General features: G+C 51.9%; 18 protein-coding genes, 1 other RNA gene and 1 other annotated feature. Of the genes, 4 read left to right on the top strand and 15 right to left on the bottom strand.

What is annotated here, in order from left to right; genetic code table 11:
• Positions 1-4: 4 nt before the first annotated feature.
• An RNA gene (gene rprA, locus ACS0RQ_RS11535) (antisense sRNA RprA) lies at positions 5-112 on the top strand.
• Positions 113-248: 136 nt separating this feature from the next.
• On the opposite strand, the gene ACS0RQ_RS11530 is transcribed toward rprA, so the two are convergent.
• The 4 genes from ACS0RQ_RS11530 to ppsA all read right to left on the bottom strand — a co-directional run bounded on the left by ACS0RQ_RS11530 (position 249) and on the right by ppsA (position 3,920).
• Positions 249-632 carry a hypothetical protein gene (locus ACS0RQ_RS11530; protein ID WP_271848971.1) on the bottom strand — a complete coding sequence of 128 codons (384 nt, stop codon included), beginning with the start codon at positions 630-632 and terminating at the stop codon, positions 249-251.
• Positions 629-832: a hypothetical protein gene (locus ACS0RQ_RS11525; protein WP_271848972.1), complete on the bottom strand. Its 204-nt coding sequence runs from the start codon at positions 830-832 to the stop codon at positions 629-631. The genes ACS0RQ_RS11530 and ACS0RQ_RS11525 overlap by 4 nt, the downstream gene beginning before the upstream one ends.
• A complete protein-coding gene (locus ACS0RQ_RS11520) occupies positions 829-1,044 on the bottom strand; it encodes a hypothetical protein (protein WP_271848973.1) in 216 nt (71 codons plus the stop codon). Before ACS0RQ_RS11520 ends, ACS0RQ_RS11525 begins: the two co-directional genes overlap by 4 nt.
• 497 nt (positions 1,045-1,541) lie before the next feature.
• Complete coding sequence (ppsA, locus tag ACS0RQ_RS11515; protein WP_041851594.1) at positions 1,542-3,920, bottom strand: phosphoenolpyruvate synthase; 2,379 nt, start codon at positions 3,918-3,920, stop codon at positions 1,542-1,544.
• A gap of 332 nt (positions 3,921-4,252) precedes the next feature.
• Here ppsA and ppsR point away from each other — a divergent pair, with 332 nt between their 5' ends.
• The 3 genes from ppsR to hemP all read left to right on the top strand — a co-directional run bounded on the left by ppsR (position 4,253) and on the right by hemP (position 6,611).
• Positions 4,253-5,086, top strand: coding sequence for a posphoenolpyruvate synthetase regulatory kinase/phosphorylase PpsR (ppsR, locus tag ACS0RQ_RS11510; RefSeq protein ID WP_041851595.1), 834 nt, complete (start codon positions 4,253-4,255; stop codon positions 5,084-5,086).
• Between the two features lie 152 nt (positions 5,087-5,238).
• Positions 5,239-6,285, top strand: coding sequence for a 3-deoxy-7-phosphoheptulonate synthase AroH (gene aroH / locus ACS0RQ_RS11505; protein ID WP_271848974.1), 1,047 nt, complete (start codon positions 5,239-5,241; stop codon positions 6,283-6,285).
• A 134-nt stretch (positions 6,286-6,419) separates the two neighbouring features.
• Positions 6,420-6,611 carry a hemin uptake protein HemP gene (hemP, locus tag ACS0RQ_RS11500; RefSeq protein ID WP_271848975.1) on the top strand — a complete coding sequence of 64 codons (192 nt, stop codon included), beginning with the start codon at positions 6,420-6,422 and terminating at the stop codon, positions 6,609-6,611.
• Between the two features lie 4 nt (positions 6,612-6,615).
• On the opposite strand, the gene selO is transcribed toward hemP, so the two are convergent.
• The 11 genes from selO to rplT form a co-directional block, all read right to left on the bottom strand.
• The gene (gene selO / locus ACS0RQ_RS11495) at positions 6,616-8,058 is read right to left on the bottom strand and encodes a protein adenylyltransferase SelO (protein ID WP_271848976.1); all 1,443 of its coding nucleotides are present in this window, start codon (positions 8,056-8,058) and stop codon (positions 6,616-6,618) included.
• Between the two features lie 61 nt (positions 8,059-8,119).
• Positions 8,120-8,830 carry an EAL domain-containing protein gene (locus tag ACS0RQ_RS11490; RefSeq protein ID WP_271848977.1) on the bottom strand — a complete coding sequence of 237 codons (711 nt, stop codon included), beginning with the start codon at positions 8,828-8,830 and terminating at the stop codon, positions 8,120-8,122.
• A 323-nt stretch (positions 8,831-9,153) separates the two neighbouring features.
• The gene (locus ACS0RQ_RS11485; protein WP_071195364.1) at positions 9,154-9,615 is read right to left on the bottom strand and encodes a C40 family peptidase; all 462 of its coding nucleotides are present in this window, start codon (positions 9,613-9,615) and stop codon (positions 9,154-9,156) included.
• Positions 9,616-9,691: 76 nt separating this feature from the next.
• The gene (gene btuD, locus ACS0RQ_RS11480) at positions 9,692-10,438 is read right to left on the bottom strand and encodes a vitamin B12 ABC transporter ATP-binding protein BtuD (protein ID WP_420372474.1); all 747 of its coding nucleotides are present in this window, start codon (positions 10,436-10,438) and stop codon (positions 9,692-9,694) included.
• Entirely contained in the window at positions 10,438-10,989 is a 552-nt protein-coding gene (locus tag ACS0RQ_RS11475; protein WP_271848978.1) for a glutathione peroxidase, read from the bottom strand. The genes btuD and ACS0RQ_RS11475 overlap by 1 nt, the downstream gene beginning before the upstream one ends.
• 219 nt (positions 10,990-11,208) lie before the next feature.
• On the bottom strand, positions 11,209-12,189 hold the full coding sequence (gene btuC, locus ACS0RQ_RS11470) for a vitamin B12 ABC transporter permease BtuC (RefSeq protein WP_041851602.1): 981 nt from the start codon (positions 12,187-12,189) through the stop codon (positions 11,209-11,211).
• A gap of 99 nt (positions 12,190-12,288) precedes the next feature.
• Positions 12,289-12,588, bottom strand: a complete 300-nt coding sequence (ihfA, locus tag ACS0RQ_RS11465; RefSeq protein WP_006820203.1) for an integration host factor subunit alpha — start codon at positions 12,586-12,588, stop codon at positions 12,289-12,291.
• Between the two features lie 4 nt (positions 12,589-12,592).
• The gene (gene pheT / locus ACS0RQ_RS11460) at positions 12,593-14,980 is read right to left on the bottom strand and encodes a phenylalanine--tRNA ligase subunit beta (RefSeq protein WP_271848979.1); all 2,388 of its coding nucleotides are present in this window, start codon (positions 14,978-14,980) and stop codon (positions 12,593-12,595) included.
• A 14-nt stretch (positions 14,981-14,994) separates the two neighbouring features.
• Entirely contained in the window at positions 14,995-15,978 is a 984-nt protein-coding gene (pheS, locus tag ACS0RQ_RS11455; RefSeq protein WP_271848980.1) for a phenylalanine--tRNA ligase subunit alpha, read from the bottom strand.
• A 51-nt stretch (positions 15,979-16,029) separates the two neighbouring features.
• Positions 16,030-16,153: a sequence feature (Phe leader region), on the bottom strand.
• A complete protein-coding gene (gene pheM / locus ACS0RQ_RS11450) occupies positions 16,104-16,148 on the bottom strand; it encodes a pheST operon leader peptide PheM (RefSeq protein WP_001386830.1) in 45 nt (14 codons plus the stop codon). Its footprint overlaps the feature before it by 45 nt.
• Positions 16,154-16,394: 241 nt before the next feature.
• Positions 16,395-16,751 carry a 50S ribosomal protein L20 gene (gene rplT, locus ACS0RQ_RS11445; RefSeq protein WP_013366084.1) on the bottom strand — a complete coding sequence of 119 codons (357 nt, stop codon included), beginning with the start codon at positions 16,749-16,751 and terminating at the stop codon, positions 16,395-16,397.
• Positions 16,752-16,791 lie beyond the last annotated feature (40 nt).

The following is a 16,791-nucleotide window of genomic DNA, read 5'->3' as shown; positions in this document are numbered from 1 at the left end:
GGTCACGGTTATAAATCAACACCTTGATTTATAAGCATGGAAATCCCCTGAGTGAAACAACGAATTGCTGTGTGTAGTCTTTGCCCATCTCCCACGATGGGCTTTTTTTTATTCCTCAAACAGGCGCTGAGGCAGCTTAACCTCCGGGGAAAACCTCTGTGCGGCGGTTACGTCTGTCACGCCTCATCGGGGGGCATCCTGAATTGTCCATACGGCAAATAGTAAGAAGCCGATAATGATAAGCCACCTCATACATTAGCGCCTGTCATGACAGCACAGTCTACGGCGGGGCTGGTGTAGTCAAAATGCATGATGCCTTCCCCTTTGCTGTCCTGGATATAGATGTTGTACGCCTTCCCGTCATATTTAAAATGGACAAATTCGACGGCATCCAATGTGCTGTCCCAATGGTCAAAGACATTCAGGCCTTTTATCGTACGAACCGTTTTGCCATTCACTGCTATATCCAGTGTGGTATTGGCTAATTCAGCATGAGTGTAATCATATTTTATTACACTCATACCGTTAATACAGATAACGGATTCCTTCGTCAGCCAATTCCCATTAACCGGACCAGCCATAACTGCGCAGGAATAAATACAGGCGGTTAACAATAATAACAATCGCGTCATAGTTCTACCTTAATTGCCGCCAGTGTTGAACCACATTCAGACATAAAATTGTTATACGCATCTTCGCTATGTATTCTGAGGGCCTTTTCTCCCTCATCACATAACTGCGCCAGCGTATTTTCATAAGCATGATATTCGCGGGTAAGCTCTTTCAGGCGTGCAATGACAGCCGTTAACGTATCCGTTTGGTAGAAATTCATTTTGCGCCATCCGTGTTGCTAAAGTGCGCACCGTTGCCGGTAACAGCACAGGTTCCGTTATCGAGTAGCGCGCCAAGCGGCAGATAATCAAAGGCCAGATGTGCGGTACTTACATCCTCTCCGTCGCACGCTTTAATATGTTCGTTATACGATGCGCAGCCGTTAAGCGCGATGCAGGAGAGCACGGTCGCAATCAGCAATAAACGTTTCATGGCATTTACCTTAATTGAAATGAGATCATTGGGATGCGCCAATATCAGATTCACGCACCTCGATATAAATAACCTGGCAGAGTCTGCTGACTGACCGATAGCGAAATGCATCCGTAGTCATCAGCAGGCAGGCTGTCGTTATTTTTTTGCAGTTCTGGTAGCCAACTAAAATAAAAGCGCAAGGCGTAAACCTGGCAATGCAGCCACATTCATATAGCTATACGCAGTCGCGTAAATTCCCTGAAAAAACGAAAAGAAAAATATATCTGACGCAGCACATGCGATCAGAGGCATCTGCAAAGGATGGGCTGGAGTATTTGAATCGTGCAGATGTGTTAAAACGAGGCCAGTGTAATTCGATTGATGACACATCTCTAAGGTAAGCGTGCGCAAACACATTTTGTTTCAGCTAAGAATTTACTTATTCCAGCCGGATTTCCGCCATAAAAAAACCCCACGTCCGAAGAAGTGAGGTTTTATCGTAAGGGAGTAATGGATTATTTGTTCAGTTCAGCCAGCGTCAGCCAGGTTTGAACCACGGTGTCCGGGTTCAGGGAGAGGCTATCGATCCCCTCTTCCATCAGCCAGGCCGCGAAGTCTTCATGGTCCGACGGGCCCTGCCCACAGATACCGACATATTTGCCGTGTTTTTTGGCAGCGCGAATGGCCATCGACAACAGGGCTTTAACCGCGTCATTACGCTCATCAAATAGCTCAGAGACAACACCGGAGTCGCGGTCCAGCCCCAACGCCAGTTGCGTCATGTCGTTTGAACCGATAGAGAAACCGTCAAAGTGCTCCAGGAACTGGTCAGCGAGCAACGCATTTGACGGGATCTCGCACATCATGATGATCTTGAGTCCGTTTTCACCACGTTTGAGCCCCTGACGTGCCAGCTCTTCCACCACCGCTTTCGCCTGCTCCACGGTACGGACAAAGGGGACCATGATTTCCACGTTGGTCAGCCCCATCTCGTTGCGCACACGCTTCACCGCCTCACATTCCAGCGCGAAACAGTCACGGAAGCTGTCGGAAACATAGCGACCGGCACCACGGAAGCCGAGCATCGGGTTCTCTTCGTCCGGTTCGTAACGTTCACCGCCGACGAGGTTGGCATACTCGTTGGATTTAAAGTCTGACAAACGCACGATCACCCGTTTTGGATAAAATGCCGCCCCCAGCGTTGCGATGCCTTCGGTCAGACGCCCAACATAAAACTCTTTCGGCGAATCATAACCTTTCATGATTTCGCGGATTTCGTTTTGCAGCTTCACGTCCTGATCATCAAATTCCAGCAATGCACGCGGGTGCACGCCGATCATACGGTTGATAATAAATTCCAGGCGAGCCAGGCCGACACCTTCATTCGGCAGACAGGCAAAATCAAACGCTCTGTCCGGGTTGCCCACGTTCATCATGATTTTGAGCGGCAGCGCAGGCATTTCATCAATGCTTGAGCTTTTCACGCTAAAGTCGAGCATCTCGGCGTAAACATAGCCCGTGTCGCCTTCGGCGCAGGAGACGGTCACTTTATCGCCATCTTTCATGCGCTCAGTTGCATCGCCACAACCGACGACCGCCGGGATCCCCAGCTCACGAGCGATGATGGCCGCATGGCAGGTACGACCGCCACGGTTGGTGACAATCGCTGCCGCTTTTTTCATGATCGGTTCCCAGTCCGGGTCGGTCATGTCAGTCACCAGCACATCGCCTGCTTCGATGCGATTCATTTCGCTGATATCGTGAATCACTTTCACCGGGCCTGCGCCAATGCGCTGGCCAATCGCACGCCCTTCGGCGATGATTTTGCCCTGCGCATGCAGCGTATAACGCTCCATCACTTTACCGCGAGATCGCACGGTCTCCGGGCGCGCCTGCACAATAAACAATTTGCCAGTATGGCCGTCTTTCGCCCATTCAATGTCCATCGGCCGGCCATAGTGTTTTTCAATCTGCACAGCCTGTTTCGCCAGTTCCTGCACTTCCTCGTTGGTCAGCGAGAAACGATCGCGGTTAGCCTGTTCGACGTCCTCGATACGCACCTGTTTGCCATGCTCCTGGGTTGGCGCATAGACCATGCGAATTTTCTTCGACCCCATCGTGCGGCGCACGATAGCCGGACGCCCAGCCGCCAGTGTTGGCTTGTGGACATAAAATTCATCCGGGTTAACTGCGCCCTGTACCACCATTTCACCCAGCCCCCAGGCCGCGGTGACAAATACCACCTGATCAAAGCCGGATTCCGTGTCGATAGAGAACATCACGCCGGAAGAACCGATGTCTGAACGCACCATCCGTTGCACCCCGGCAGAGAGCGCAACACCGCGATGATCGTAGCCCTGATGCACGCGGTAAGAGATCGCACGGTCATTGAACAGGGAGGCGAAGACGTGCTTCACCGCCACCAGCACGGCGTCATACCCCTGCACGTTCAGGAAGGTTTCCTGTTGGCCCGCAAAGGAGGCGTCTGGCATATCTTCTGCCGTTGCGGAAGAACGCACCGCAAAGGATGCCTGCTCGTCATCAGCAGACAGTTTGGCATATGCCTGATGGATCGCATCTTCGAACGCCGGCTGGAACGGAGTATCGACTATCCACTGGCGAATCTGCGCGCCAGCTTTCGCCAGCTCGGAAACGTCGTCAATGTCCGTTTTATCCAGCAGGTCATAGATGCGCTGATTCAGGCCACTTTGATCGAGAAACTGGTTAAACGCATCGGCAGTGGTAGCAAACCCATTGGGTACGCTTACGCCCATACCGGACAGATTAGTAATCATCTCACCAAGGGAGGCATTTTTGCCCCCAACTCTGTCTACATCATTCATGCCGAGTTGGTCATACCAAAGCACCAGCGGAGACGAGCCATTGTTGGACATCTAAACAATCCTTTTGTGATATTTGAATGGGGTAATAAAGCATTTACTACCTTTTCATCCTGGCATAATTATTCCGGCTGAAAAAACGGTGAATCGTTCAAGCAATTTAAATTTTTGTCTTTTCGGACACTTTCCCGTCAACGATTCAGTATTCGATAATCGGAAAATCCTCAAAGTCATTCTTTTTTTAAGCGCATAATAAAAATGAACCATACTTTTCATTAAAAACAAAAATACCGTTTCATTTTAAAAATTCAGAAAAGACGCTACGCAGATGGGTGACTTTAATTTATGCTTTCAGATAATTACGCATGACAATCAGGAAGGGTAAAATGGACAGCGCTGTGGATCGCCAGGTTTTTTATATTTCCGATGGTACCGCTATCACCGCAGAGGTATTAGGCCATGCGGTGATGTCGCAATTCCCTGTTGCTATCAATAGCATCACGCTGCCGTTCGTGGAGAATGAAAGCCGCGCCAGAGCAGTGAAGGACCAGATTGACGCTATCTATCAGCAGACAGGCGTACGTCCATTAGTGTTTTATTCCATCGTACTGCCTGAAATCCGCACCATTATTTTACAAAGTGAAGGATTCTGTCAGGACATTGTTCAGGCACTGGTGGCACCATTACAGCAAGAATTAAAACTCGACCCGACACCTATTGCGCATCGTACCCATGGGTTAAATCCAGGCAACCTGACGAAATATGATGCGCGGATTGCCGCTATTGATTACACGCTGGCTCACGATGATGGTATTTCGTTGCGCAACCTGGATCAGGCCCAGGTGATTTTGTTAGGTGTCTCCCGTTGCGGTAAAACGCCAACCAGCCTTTATCTGGCCATGCAATTCGGTATCCGTGCAGCTAATTATCCTTTTATTGCGGATGACATGGATAATCTCGTTCTGCCTGTTTCATTGAAGCCGCTCCAGCATAAATTATTTGGTCTGACCATTAATCCTGAGCGCCTGGCTGCAATTCGCGAAGAGCGTCGTGAAAATAGCCGTTACGCTTCATTACGCCAGTGCCGCATGGAAGTGGCAGAGGTGGAAGCGCTTTACCGTAAAAATCAGATCCCCTGGTTAAACAGTACCAACTACTCGGTAGAAGAGATCGCCACCAAAATTCTCGACATGATGGGGCTTAACCGCCGCATGTACTAAGACACTAGTACATGGATGACAATTTTGCTATCATGCTGGCCTTCGATGTGATGCGCATCACAACCTGCTATTGAATTAAGCAAGGATTGGTTTAAGGTGTGCGCATCGCCTCCGGCATTTGGCCGTTTGAGCACAAAATTTTGAGAATTCTGATGAACAAAACCGATGAACTTCGCACTGCGCGCATCGAGAGTCTGGTCACTCCGGCAGAGCTCGCGCAGCGGCATCCCGTTTCCCTTGCAGTTGCGGAACATGTCACACAATCCCGTCGCCGTATTGAGAAAATCCTCAACGGTGAAGATAAACGGCTATTAGTGATTATTGGCCCCTGCTCCATTCACGATCTGGACGCAGCAATGGATTATGCCCGTCGCCTACAGGGGTTAAGGCAAAAGCACAGTGCGCAACTGGAAATTGTGATGCGCACCTATTTTGAAAAGCCGCGAACCGTAGTGGGCTGGAAAGGGTTGATTTCCGATCCCGACCTGAACGGCAGCTACCGCGTTAACCATGGCATCGAACTGGCACGCAAACTCCTGCTCGAAGTGAATGAACTGGGCGTACCGACAGCAACCGAATTTCTGGATATGGTGACAGGACAGTTTATTGCTGATCTGATCAGTTGGGGGGCGATTGGCGCGCGTACCACAGAAAGCCAGATCCACCGCGAGATGGCGTCGGCGCTCTCCTGTCCGGTAGGCTTCAAAAACGGTACTGACGGTAACACCCGAATTGCGGTAGACGCGATTCGCGCTTCGCGAACCAGCCATATGTTCCTCTCGCCGGACAAAACCGGACAGATGACCATTTACCAGACCAGCGGTAACCCTTACGGGCATATCATTATGCGTGGCGGAAAAAAACCGAATTTCTATGCCGACGATATTGCCGCTGCCTGCGCAACTCTGCGCGAGTTTGATCTGCCGGAACAACTGGTCGTCGATTTCAGTCACGGCAACTGCCAGAAACAGCATCGTCGCCAGCTTGACGTATGCGATGACATCTGTCAGCAGATTCGTGATGGCTCCACGGCAATTGCGGGGGTGATGGCGGAGAGTTTCCTGCAAGAGGGTACGCAAAAGATCGTCAGCGGCCAACCGCTGGTATACGGGCAGTCCATCACTGACCCGTGCCTGAGCTGGGAAGACAGCGAAGTATTGCTCGAAAAGCTCGCTGCGGCAGTCTCCTCACGTTTGTAATCTTTTTTCCCGTCGGGTCTCCCGGCGGGACGCTCCCCCTACCCCAAATGATTGGTTTTCCAAATATTACTTGCAGCCAGCACGGCAGGTATTAATAATAATTATCATTGTCATATCCAAACAGTTAGCATGAAATGTCGAACAAGGATAAGCCGACCACTCCGGCAGAGAAACTGCCTGCCAGCCCAGCCACTATTCATCCTGGGGATCGCCGCATCAGCAGCAAAACATTGTTGGGGGATTCGGCGCGCGTTGTCATTGAACATCAGGGACAAGAATATCTGTTGCGACAGACGCACGCCGGGAAACTGATACTAACGAAATAGAGGCTCAGCTTGAACAGCTAACCTCCAGTCTTTTCCCCCAGTCCGGTGGGCGACGGCTATAGTCATCGTTGCGCTCTGTATAAGGCTCCCGCAAGACGGCATGCAGACGCTCCAACTCTTCGGTATTTCCCTGCTCTGCCTGTTCAATCGCCCGCTGTGCGAGCCAGTTACGCAGAACAACCGCCGGGTTTACGTTTTGCATCTGCTGCTGACGCTGCGCATCCGCAATAGTCTCCTGCGCCAGACGCGCACGGTAGCGGCTAAACCAACTGTCAAACGCCTCGCGATCGATAAACTCGTCACGCAGCGCGCTGCTGGCGCTCATCTGCTCGGTATGGCTTAACATGCGGAAAGTGCGGGTATAGTCGCTGCCTTCACGCTCCATCAGAGCGAAGAGCTCGCTTAACAGCACATTGTCATCCTTTTGCTGGCTAAAAAAGCCCAGTTTCTGGCGCATCAATATGCCATATTCGCTCAGCAATACTGGCTGATAACTGTCCAGCGCCGCATTGAGCACATCGGCACTCATAAACGGCGACAGAGTTTGCGCCAGCCGTTGCAGATTCCACAGGGCAATTGTTGGCTGGTTATCGAAGCTATAACGTCCCTGGTAGTCCGAGTGATTGCAGATAAAACCGGGCTGATAGTCATCAAGAAAACCGTAGGGGCCGTAATCAATCGTCAGTCCCAGAATCGACATGTTGTCCGTATTCATCACCCCATGGGCGAAGCCGACCGCCTGCCAGCGAGCCATCAGCGCAGCGGTACGGGCAATGACATCCCGAAACCAGACTTCATATTTGTTGGCATCATCCTGCAGATGCGGCCAGTAATGGCGAATCACAAAGTCCGCCAGTTGGCGTACCTTTTCGGGTTCGCGCCGATAATAGAAGTGCTCGAAGTGGCCAAAACGGATATGACTTTGCGCAATGCGCATCATCATCGCCCCCAGCTCAACGCTTTCGCGGTAAACAGGCGTGTCACTGGTGACAATGGAAAGCGCACGTGTCGTCGCAATCCCCAGATGATGCATGGCCTCAGAGGCCAGGCTTTCACGAATGGTTGAGCGCAGCACCGCGCGGCCATCACCCATACGGGAATACGGCGTAAGCCCGGCACCTTTCAGGTGCCAGTCCAGCGTTGTACCATCAGGCAGTCGCTGTTCGCCGAGCAGGATACCGCGCCCGTCGCCCAGTTGCCCCGCCCAGACGCCAAACTGATGTCCGCTGTAGACCTGCGAAAGCGGTGACATTCCGGGAAGCAGCGTTTCGCCCCCCCACACGCCAGCCCCCTCGTTCGGCGTAAACAGGGCGGGATCGATGCCCATGGTTTTCGCCAGAGAGGCATTATGCCAAAGCAAGCGGGCATTACTCAGCGGTGTCGGGGAAAGGGCAGTATAAAAACCAGGCAGCTCATCGCGCCAGCGGGTAATAAAAGACAGGGTCATAGTACCTCCTGTCTTTATTGTAGTGGGTTTAGAGGATGTTAAACACGGGTTAAAGGCAAGGTTATCCCTGAACCAGGCTGGTGATCTGAGCAGCGGGGACCGCTGGCCATAAATTCCCCTGCATGGCACTGAACTGATACGGCTTCACCCGCTTTAAAGTTTTTTCATCGTCAATACCGTCAATCATTACCGAACGGCAATAGGGGGAGATTTGTGAGACGATTGCGCGCATAAAGGGTTCGAACGAACGCGAGGCCAGCCGCTGGTGGATGAAGTTTTTATCCAACACCACCCGCTTAAACAGCCCATCAAAAATGGCGCGAGTGGAAGCAGCCCCGGCGCCAAAATTTCCCAGGATTAAAGGATACCGTTCGCTAAACAAGACGAGAGAATTATTTTCATTACCTTTCGTCAGGTTGGGATAATTCTCATTCACAGTAAATTCAAGAAAAGGATATTTCGCTACCGTTTCGGCAAGTTCAACATTAGAGATCAATGAATCGACAATAAGCGGTGAAATATGTATCCAGGCGAGAAGTTGATGCTGAATAAAGAATAGTTTACAGGATTCGAGTAATTCTAATTGCTCAGTAAAAAGCGTCAGCGTTTCGTCTGGGCTAAGGCGTGGCACTATCCGCTCTGCAGATGCCCGCACAGAACCCGCCCCAACGAAATTAACCACGATTTCAATCCCGACAAGCGTGCCGTAACCGTTGCGCGCAGGCTGTAGTAAAAACTCTGAGCGATAGGTGTCATCAAACGATACGATCATGGCGCCAACCCCGCATTAAGGTTGATATCCTGCATCGAAAAACCAATGCGCACATGCATCAACGTAGTTGAACTTAACAAAACTGACTTCATCATTTCCCATTATATTGTCGAAAATTCCTTATTTTCGTGCGCAAGCTTATCCTGGTTAAATTGCTCACACCAGCGTATGCCACGATACTGACACCCCTTTAAGGTAACGAATAGTTAAATAATAAATATTGAAGAAAAAATGAATGAATGGTGAGGAAAATAACAAAATTTGCGTTTAGTTCACAAAAGCAGCGAGCCGGTTAGCTATCGCTGCTTGCGATCGGAAGGGGATTAGATACGACGCGCCTGCCAGAAATTCTTCCGCCAGTAGACATTGTTTAACGAAGAACGCACGACTCCCTGGCTGGTGGATGCATGGATAAAGGCATTATCGGTGTCGTAGATGCCCACATGCAGACCGTTATCACCGGAGCCTGTTTTGAAGAACACCAGATCGCCCGGCAGCAATTCATCCTTATCGATTTTCGTTCCCACTTCCGCCTGTTTACGCGTATCGCGGGGAAGCTCAAGGTTAAATTTATCGCGGAAGGTCATCATCACGAATGCCGAACAATCAACGCCATTACGGCTCATGCCGCCATAGCGGTAAGGCGTACCGCGCCAGTCGCGCAGTTGATCATTCAGCCCGGCAATGACGGTGATGGAATCAGAAAGGCGTGCGTTAGGTGGCGGTGCCCGATGACTGCTGCACCCTGAAAGAATTAATGCCGCCAGAAGAAACCAGATGCGCATCCAGCAAAACCTCTATTTTTGTTATGCTGGAATAATTTAGCGTGTGAATTGCAATTCTTGCAAGTTCCGTTTACTGCTATACCTCGGGAATGAGCATCCTGTGACCAGCCAGGTCGAGGCGGCGGAATGGCATACCGTATGCGGTCGCCAGATTTTGCGGCGTTAACACCTCATCACGTGGGCCACTGGCAATCAGTTTACCCTGGCGTAATAGCCACACCTGATGCGCACGACGCAGCGAATGGTTAAGATCGTGGCTGCTCATCACAACGGTGGTCCCTGCCGCCACCAGTTCGCTTAACATGCCATCCAGCGCGGCCTGCTGAGCAACATCAAGACTGTTCATCGGCTCGTCTAATAACAGGAGTTGCCCATCCGCATTCGCTGCCGGATGAATTTGCGCAATCACCGCTGCCAGCCGCACCCGCTGCCATTCGCCACCGGAGAGGTGATTGACAGTGCGCCCCAGCTTATCCGCCAGCCCAAGTTTATGCGTAATCTCTTCAACCACGCTGTCGTTGAGGTGGTGATGCTGATGCAGTGCCAGATAATGCCAGACCGGCATGGCGAAGGGCGGTGTCTGCTGCTGGGACAGATAAGCACGATGACGAGCCAGTTGCGGCGCATGCCATTGCTCAAGCGGACGGCCATTTAACTGCACACTGCCCTTTCCCTGCGTCAAACCGGCGAGACGTGCCAGAAGCGTGCTTTTCCCCGCGCCATTCGGCCCAACAAGATGCAGCATTTGCGCTTTGTCGACCAGGGCCGTAATTGGCCCCAGTCTGCCTGCATCCTCAAGGTCATGAAGTTGCAGCAACGGCATTATTTTGCCAGCGCCAGCTTAATCGCTTCCATCAGGATAGGATCTTCGGGCGTCATATCCGGTGAGAAACGCTGAACAACCTGACCATCACGACCAATCAGGAATTTTTCAAAGTTCCACAGGATATCATCCGGATAGAGCGGTGCCCGCCCTTTGCTGGCCATGCGCTCATAAAAACCGCTGCCCTCCGGGGCGACTGCTTTTGGTGCCGCGGCAATCAATTTGCGATACAAAGGATGGCGGTTTTCACCGTTAACATCGACTTTGGCTGCCATTGGGAAAGTCACCCCATAGGTCGTGCTGCAGAAGGTTTTGATCTCTTCTTCACTGCCCGGCTCCTGCCCGGCAAACTGATTACACGGGAAGCCGAGAACGATAAAGCCGTCTTTCTCCCAGGCTTTCTGAATGTTCTCCAGCTGTTCATATTGTGGCGTCAGGCCACATTTTGAGGCCACATTCACCACCAGAATAACCTTGCCCTGGTATTTTTCCAGCGCGATGTGTTCGCCATCAATCGTTGTAATCTCGGTGTTCAAAATATCCTGGTGCATAGCATCCCCTTAGTCGGTTCATTCGTACGCCGGATCTCTCGCCCGGCCAGTCATTAATAATAGCCAGATAATGCGCGATAATCCTTTTCCTGTCATTTACCAAAAAAAGACATAAAACCAACGAATTAGGCAATTTTTCTTTTTTTGACGTGCTGTTGTTACACACTTTTACGTAATTATTGTCTGCGGGTGAATCCGGGCAGTACGTCCTCCGGCCTTTTAGCGTCTTGCCGTTAGCAAGAGCCAGATGAACACCGGTGCTCCCAGTGTTGCCGTCACGACGCCGATAGGTAATTCCGCGGCGCTCAGCGCCATTCGGGCAACAATATCGGCAAAAAGCAGTGCCGTCGCCCCCGCAAGCGCGCAGGCGGGCAGAAGCACACGATGATCGGTGAGGCCGCAAAGACGCAGAATATGGGGGATAACCAGCCCTATAAAGCCAATGGAACCAGCCAGCGCGACGCTGACGCCTACCATCCAGCCAGTTGCCACCACCAGCACATTGCGCCAGAACCACAAGGGTAGCCCGAGTTGACGGGCCGATGTCTCCCCCAGCGCCAGTACGTTAAGTGGCTGCGACTGAAAGCAGGTCCAGCCCATTACTGGTAACAGTGCGACCATCAGCCAGCTTTGTTGCCAGTCTACGCCACCAAAACCGCCCATCATCCAGTACATGAGCTGGCGCAGGTCGAATGAAGTGGAAAAATAGATGGCCCAGGTCATCAGCGCGCTACAAATGATCCCCAACGCGACGCCGGCTAACAGCAGACGACTGGTCGACATATGCCGTCGGGCAAAGCGCAGAAGAATAAGTGTGATGACCAGCGCCCCGGCGATGGCGCATAACCCTAACGCCCAGCCAGGCAACAGACCTTTTCCCAGCAGTACGGCGGCTATTAACCCGACACCCGCGCCGTTAGACACACCCAGAAGTCCCGGCTCGGCCAGTGGGTTTTCAAACAACGCCTGCATAATCGCGCCGCTTAATGCCAGCGCCGCCCCCACCAGCAAAACCGCTAACGTACGGGGTAGACGTATTTGCCAGACAAAAAGTTGCCCACGAGCATCAAGCCAGTTTGCAGGACCAATCCACTGATCGCCCGCACACAGGCTAATAAACAGCGCGATAAGCAAAAGCAGCGCAAGGCCGCAGAGCCACTGGCCATTACGACGCTGTTGGAGTTTTGCGTAATTCAGCATGCAGTTCAATTAATGCGTTATTGAGTGAGTTGATTTTAAAGATGATATTCAGTATTGAAAGAAAAAGGCCGCGATTGCGGCCTTTTTAATTAGTCCAGATTACTCTGCTTTGGGCGAAGCGTTTTCGACGCGGCTTTTTAACTTCTGGCCGGGTCTGAAGGTCACCACGCGCCGGGCTGTAATGGGAATATCTTCGCCCGTTTTCGGGTTACGTCCCGGACGTTGATTCTTATCACGCAGATCGAAATTGCCAAAGCCGGAGAGTTTTACCTGCTCACCATTTTCCAAAGCACGACGGATCTCTTCGAAAAACAGCTCTACCAGCTCTTTAGCATCTCGCTTGCTAAGCCCAAGCTTATCAAACAGATATTCGGACATTTCAGCTTTTGTAAGCGCCATAGGTTCAATCCCTCAATGATGCCTGGAATCGCTCTTTTAATGCCTCTACACATTTGGCGACGGTAGCGGCAATCTCCTCTTCTTCGAGTGTACGGCTGGTATCCTGAAGGATCAGGCTAATGGCGAGGCTTTTATACCCCTCCGCAACACCCTTACCGCGGTACACGTCAAATAAGTTTACGCCAACTACCTGATTTACGCCAACTTTCTTACATTCGGCTAAAATATCTGCCGCAGCCACGTTTTCAGCGACGACGACAGCGATGTCGCGACGGTTCGCCGGGAAGCGTGAAATCTCCTGCGCCTGAGGAACCACGCGGTCTGCGACCTTGTTCCACTCCAGTTCAAACACCAGCGTACGACCATTCAGATCGAGCTTACGTTCCAGCTCCGGATGCACGACGCCAATGAAACCAACGTATTCATCTTTCAGATAAATCGCTGCGGATTGCCCAGGATGCAGCGCCGGATTCGCCTCTGCGCGGAACTCAATCGCGGACAACTTGCCGGTCAGGTCGAGTAAAGATTCCAGATCGCCTTTCAGGTCGAAGAAATCTACGCTGCCTTTGGCCAGATCCCAGTGCTCTTCATAGCGGTTACCGCAGATAGCGCCCGCCAGCATCAGATCCTGACGAATACCTAAAGGCGCCTGGGTATCCGGTACGAAGCGCAGACCGGTTTCGAAGATACGCACACGGCTCTGCTGACGGTTCTGGTTATAGACGATAGTTCCGAGCAGGCCGGTCAGCAGTGACAGGCGCATCGCTGACATTTCGCTGGAGATCGGGCTTGGCAGAATCAGCGCTTCTTCACCCGGATGGATCAACTGCTGTACTTTCGGATCAACGAAACTGTAGGTGATCACTTCCTGATAGCCTTTGTCATTGAGCAGCGTTTTCACGCGCTTGAGCGACAGATTGGCTTCGCGGTGTGAACCCATCACCAGCCCGGCTTGTACCGGTGCGTTCGGGATATTGTTATAACCGTACAGGCGCGCAACCTCTTCCACCAGGTCTTCTTCGATTTCCATATCGAAACGCCAGCTCGGCGCAACGGCCAGCCACTCATCCTGCCCTTCGGTGACTTCGCACCCGAGGCGTTTAAGGATGTCGGTAACCTGTTCATCCGCAATGTGATGACCAATCAAACGATCCAGCTTGCTGCGGCGCAGACGGATGGTCGCCCGTTTCGGCAGCGTGGCTTCATTGGTGATATCAACAACCGGACCGGCTTCACCACCGCAGATATCAATCAGCAGACGGGTCGCACGCTCCATGGCTTTGTACTGCAACGCCGGATCAACACCACGCTCATAGCGATGGGAAGCATCCGTGTGCAGACCATGACGACGCGCGCGGCCAGTGATGGACAGCGGGCTAAAGAACGCGGATTCCAGCAGAACGTTCTGTGTTTCGCCGTTCACGCCAGAATGTTCACCACCAAAAATGCCGCCCATAGCCAGCGCTTTATTGTGGTCAGCAATCACCAGCGTGTCGGTTGCCAGTTTGGCTTCGCTACCGTCGAGCAGTACCAGCGTTTCGTTCTCTTTCGCCATACGTACGACGATACCGCCGTCGATACGATCTAAATCGAAAGCATGCATCGGCTGACCCAGTTCCAGCAGAACATAGTTGGTCACGTCCACAACCGCATCGATAGAACGCACACCGCAGCGACGCAGTTTTTCTTTCATCCACAGCGGGGTCGGCGCTTTTACGTTAATACCTTTAACCACACGCCCCAGATAACGCGGACAGGCATCAGCGGCGTCAACGGTGATTGGCAGCGTATCGTTAATGGTGGCAGCAACCGGGGCGATTTCCGGTTCAACCAGCGGTGCTTTGTTCAGTGCGGCGACATCGCGCGCGACACCAATGATCCCTAAGCAATCCGCACGGTTCGGCGTCACACTGATTTCAATGGTGTTGTCATCAAGTTTAAGGTAGTCGCGAATATCGGTACCAATCGTGGCGTCCAGCGGCAGTTCGATAATGCCGCTGTGGTCATCGGAAATACCCAGCTCAGAGAACGAACACAGCATGCCTTCTGACGGTTCGCCACGCAGTTTGGCCGCTTTAATTTTGAAGTCACCCGGCAGTACTGCGCCGATGGTGGCAACAGCCACTTTCAGCCCCTGGCGGCAGTTCGGCGCGCCACAGACAATATCCAGCAGGCGTTCACCGCCCACATTCACTTTTGTAACGCGCAGTTTGTCTGCATTCGGGTGCTGACCGCACTCCACAACTTCCCCCACAACCACGCCGTTAAATGCGCCCGCCACAGGCTCGACGCCGTCGACTTCCAGGCCAGCCATGGTGATTTGATCGGAAAGCGCTTCACTGTCGACTGCCGGGTTAACCCACTCGCGTAACCACAGTTCACTGAATTTCATTATTTGTCCTGCCCTTATTTAAACTGTTTGAGGAAACGCAAATCGTTTTCGAAGAATGCTCGCAGATCCGTCACACCGTAACGCAGCATGGTCAGGCGCTCCATCCCCATCCCAAACGCGAAGCCAGAATAGATTTCCGGGTCAATGCCGACATTGCGCAGTACGTTCGGATGCACCATGCCGCAACCCAACACTTCCAGCCATTTGCCGTTTTTACCCATCACATCCACCTCTGCAGACGGTTCAGTGAACGGGAAGTAGGACGGACGGAAACGTACCTGCAGATCTTCCTCAAAGAAATTGTTCAGAAAATCGTGCAGCGTGCCTTTCAGGTTGGTAAAGCTGATGTTGGTATCAACAATCAGACCTTCCATCTGATGGAACATGGGGGTATGCGTCTGGTCGTAGTCGTTACGATACACGCGGCCCGGCGCGATGATACGAATCGGCGGCTGCTGTTCTTTCATGGTGCGAATCTGCACGCCAGATGTCTGCGTACGCAGCAGGCGGGTGGCATCAAACCAGAAAGTGTCGTGGTCAGCGCGTGCCGGATGATGGCCTGGAATATTCAATGCATCGAAGTTGTGATAATCGTCTTCGATTTCCGGGCCCGTCGCCACGGTAAAGCCAAGCTCACCGAAGAAACTCTCAATGCGGTCGATAGTACGGGTGACCGGATGCAGGCCGCCGTTTTCGATACGGCGCCCCGGCAGGGAAACGTCGATGGTTTCAGCCGCCAGGCGCGCGTTCAGTGCAGCATTTTCCAGATCGAATTTACGCGCGTTCAGCGCCTGCTGGACCTGTTCTTTTGCTTCGTTAATCACCGCCCCGGCAGCCGGGCGCTCTTCTGGCGGCAGCTCACGCAGGGTGGTCATCTGAAGGGTCAGATGCCCTTTCTTACCCAGATATTCAACGCGTACGTTATCTAACGCGGCAACATCTGAGGCATCATTAATGGCTGCCCGTGCACTGGCAACCAGCTCTGCGAGATGTGACATAATTTTCCTCGTTATGTCCTTGTTGTTGGACTTTTTACTTAAAATTCAGACACAAAAAAAGCCTCCTGATGGAGGCTTTTGGCGTTAATTTTCCGTTTCTTCTTTCACGCGCTAGCCTCCCGGAGTCAGGTGCTAAAGTAAAAAAAGAAGCGGAAAATAGCAGCATTCATGCTTGCGTTACCTTGTGTGGTAAAAAGCGGATTACCTTATTGAAAGGGCTCACCGGAAAAAAGTCAATCTTCTGATGGTGTTATACCCTAAATAATTCGCGTTGCAAAACAGCGGCGAGAGAGTGAAACCACAGGAGCTTACTTAAGTAAGTGACCTGGCGAAGACCTCAGCCTACGCGCATGCAATGCGAGACATGATGGGTATAAACGAAAAGAGGGAGCATCGCTCCCTCTTCCACTGACTTATTAAGCCAGAGCTGCTTTCGCTTTTTCGACCAGAGCGGTAAACGCTACTTTGTCGAATACTGCGATATCAGCCAGGATCTTACGGTCGATTTCAACAGAGGCTTTTTTCAGGCCGTTGATGAATTTGCTGTAAGAAATACCGTTCTGACGTGCTGCTGCGTTGATACGCGCAATCCACAGTTGACGGAACTGACGCTTTTTCTGACGACGGTCACGATAAGCGTACTGACCTGCTTTGATAACAGCCTGGAAGGCAACGCGGTAAACGCGTGAACGCGCACCGTAGTAGCCTTTAGCTTGTTTCAAAATTTTCTTGTGACGTGCGCGTGCAATTACACCACGTTTTACGCGAGCCATATTGCTCTCCTGTATCTATATTCTGAGTGCCCTTCTCCCG

It is taken from the genome of Phytobacter diazotrophicus, from assembly GCF_052061655.1.
Classification (GTDB): domain Bacteria; phylum Pseudomonadota; class Gammaproteobacteria; order Enterobacterales; family Enterobacteriaceae; genus Phytobacter; species Phytobacter diazotrophicus.
This window is presented reverse-complemented; position numbering and strand designations above follow the sequence as displayed.

What these genes read in the sequence shown, in the direction of transcription:
- ACS0RQ_RS11530 (WP_271848971.1), bottom strand. Translation starts at nt 632, where the DNA reads ATGACGCGATTGTTATTATTGTTAACCGCCTGTATTTATTCCTGCGCA.
- aroH (WP_271848974.1), top strand. Translation starts at nt 5,239, where the DNA reads ATGAACAAAACCGATGAACTTCGCACTGCGCGCATCGAGAGTCTGGTC.
- ACS0RQ_RS11485 (WP_071195364.1), bottom strand. Translation starts at nt 9,615, where the DNA reads ATGCGCATCTGGTTTCTTCTGGCGGCATTAATTCTTTCAGGGTGCAGC.
- rplT (WP_013366084.1), bottom strand. Translation starts at nt 16,751, where the DNA reads ATGGCTCGCGTAAAACGTGGTGTAATTGCACGCGCACGTCACAAGAAA.
- ppsA (WP_041851594.1), bottom strand. Translation starts at nt 3,920, where the DNA reads ATGTCCAACAATGGCTCGTCTCCGCTGGTGCTTTGGTATGACCAACTC.
- ppsR (WP_041851595.1), top strand. Translation starts at nt 4,253, where the DNA reads ATGGACAGCGCTGTGGATCGCCAGGTTTTTTATATTTCCGATGGTACC.
- pheS (WP_271848980.1), bottom strand. Translation starts at nt 15,978, where the DNA reads ATGTCACATCTCGCAGAGCTGGTTGCCAGTGCACGGGCAGCCATTAAT.
- pheT (WP_271848979.1), bottom strand. Translation starts at nt 14,980, where the DNA reads ATGAAATTCAGTGAACTGTGGTTACGCGAGTGGGTTAACCCGGCAGTC.
- ACS0RQ_RS11520 (WP_271848973.1), bottom strand. Translation starts at nt 1,044, where the DNA reads ATGAAACGTTTATTGCTGATTGCGACCGTGCTCTCCTGCATCGCGCTT.
- ACS0RQ_RS11525 (WP_271848972.1), bottom strand. Translation starts at nt 832, where the DNA reads ATGAATTTCTACCAAACGGATACGTTAACGGCTGTCATTGCACGCCTG.
- hemP (WP_271848975.1), top strand. Translation starts at nt 6,420, where the DNA reads ATGTCGAACAAGGATAAGCCGACCACTCCGGCAGAGAAACTGCCTGCC.
- selO (WP_271848976.1), bottom strand. Translation starts at nt 8,058, where the DNA reads ATGACCCTGTCTTTTATTACCCGCTGGCGCGATGAGCTGCCTGGTTTT.
- btuC (WP_041851602.1), bottom strand. Translation starts at nt 12,189, where the DNA reads ATGCTGAATTACGCAAAACTCCAACAGCGTCGTAATGGCCAGTGGCTC.
- btuD (WP_420372474.1), bottom strand. Translation starts at nt 10,438, where the DNA reads ATGCCGTTGCTGCAACTTCATGACCTTGAGGATGCAGGCAGACTGGGG.
- ihfA (WP_006820203.1), bottom strand. Translation starts at nt 12,588, where the DNA reads ATGGCGCTTACAAAAGCTGAAATGTCCGAATATCTGTTTGATAAGCTT.
- ACS0RQ_RS11475 (WP_271848978.1), bottom strand. Translation starts at nt 10,989, where the DNA reads ATGCACCAGGATATTTTGAACACCGAGATTACAACGATTGATGGCGAA.
- ACS0RQ_RS11490 (WP_271848977.1), bottom strand. Translation starts at nt 8,830, where the DNA reads ATGATCGTATCGTTTGATGACACCTATCGCTCAGAGTTTTTACTACAG.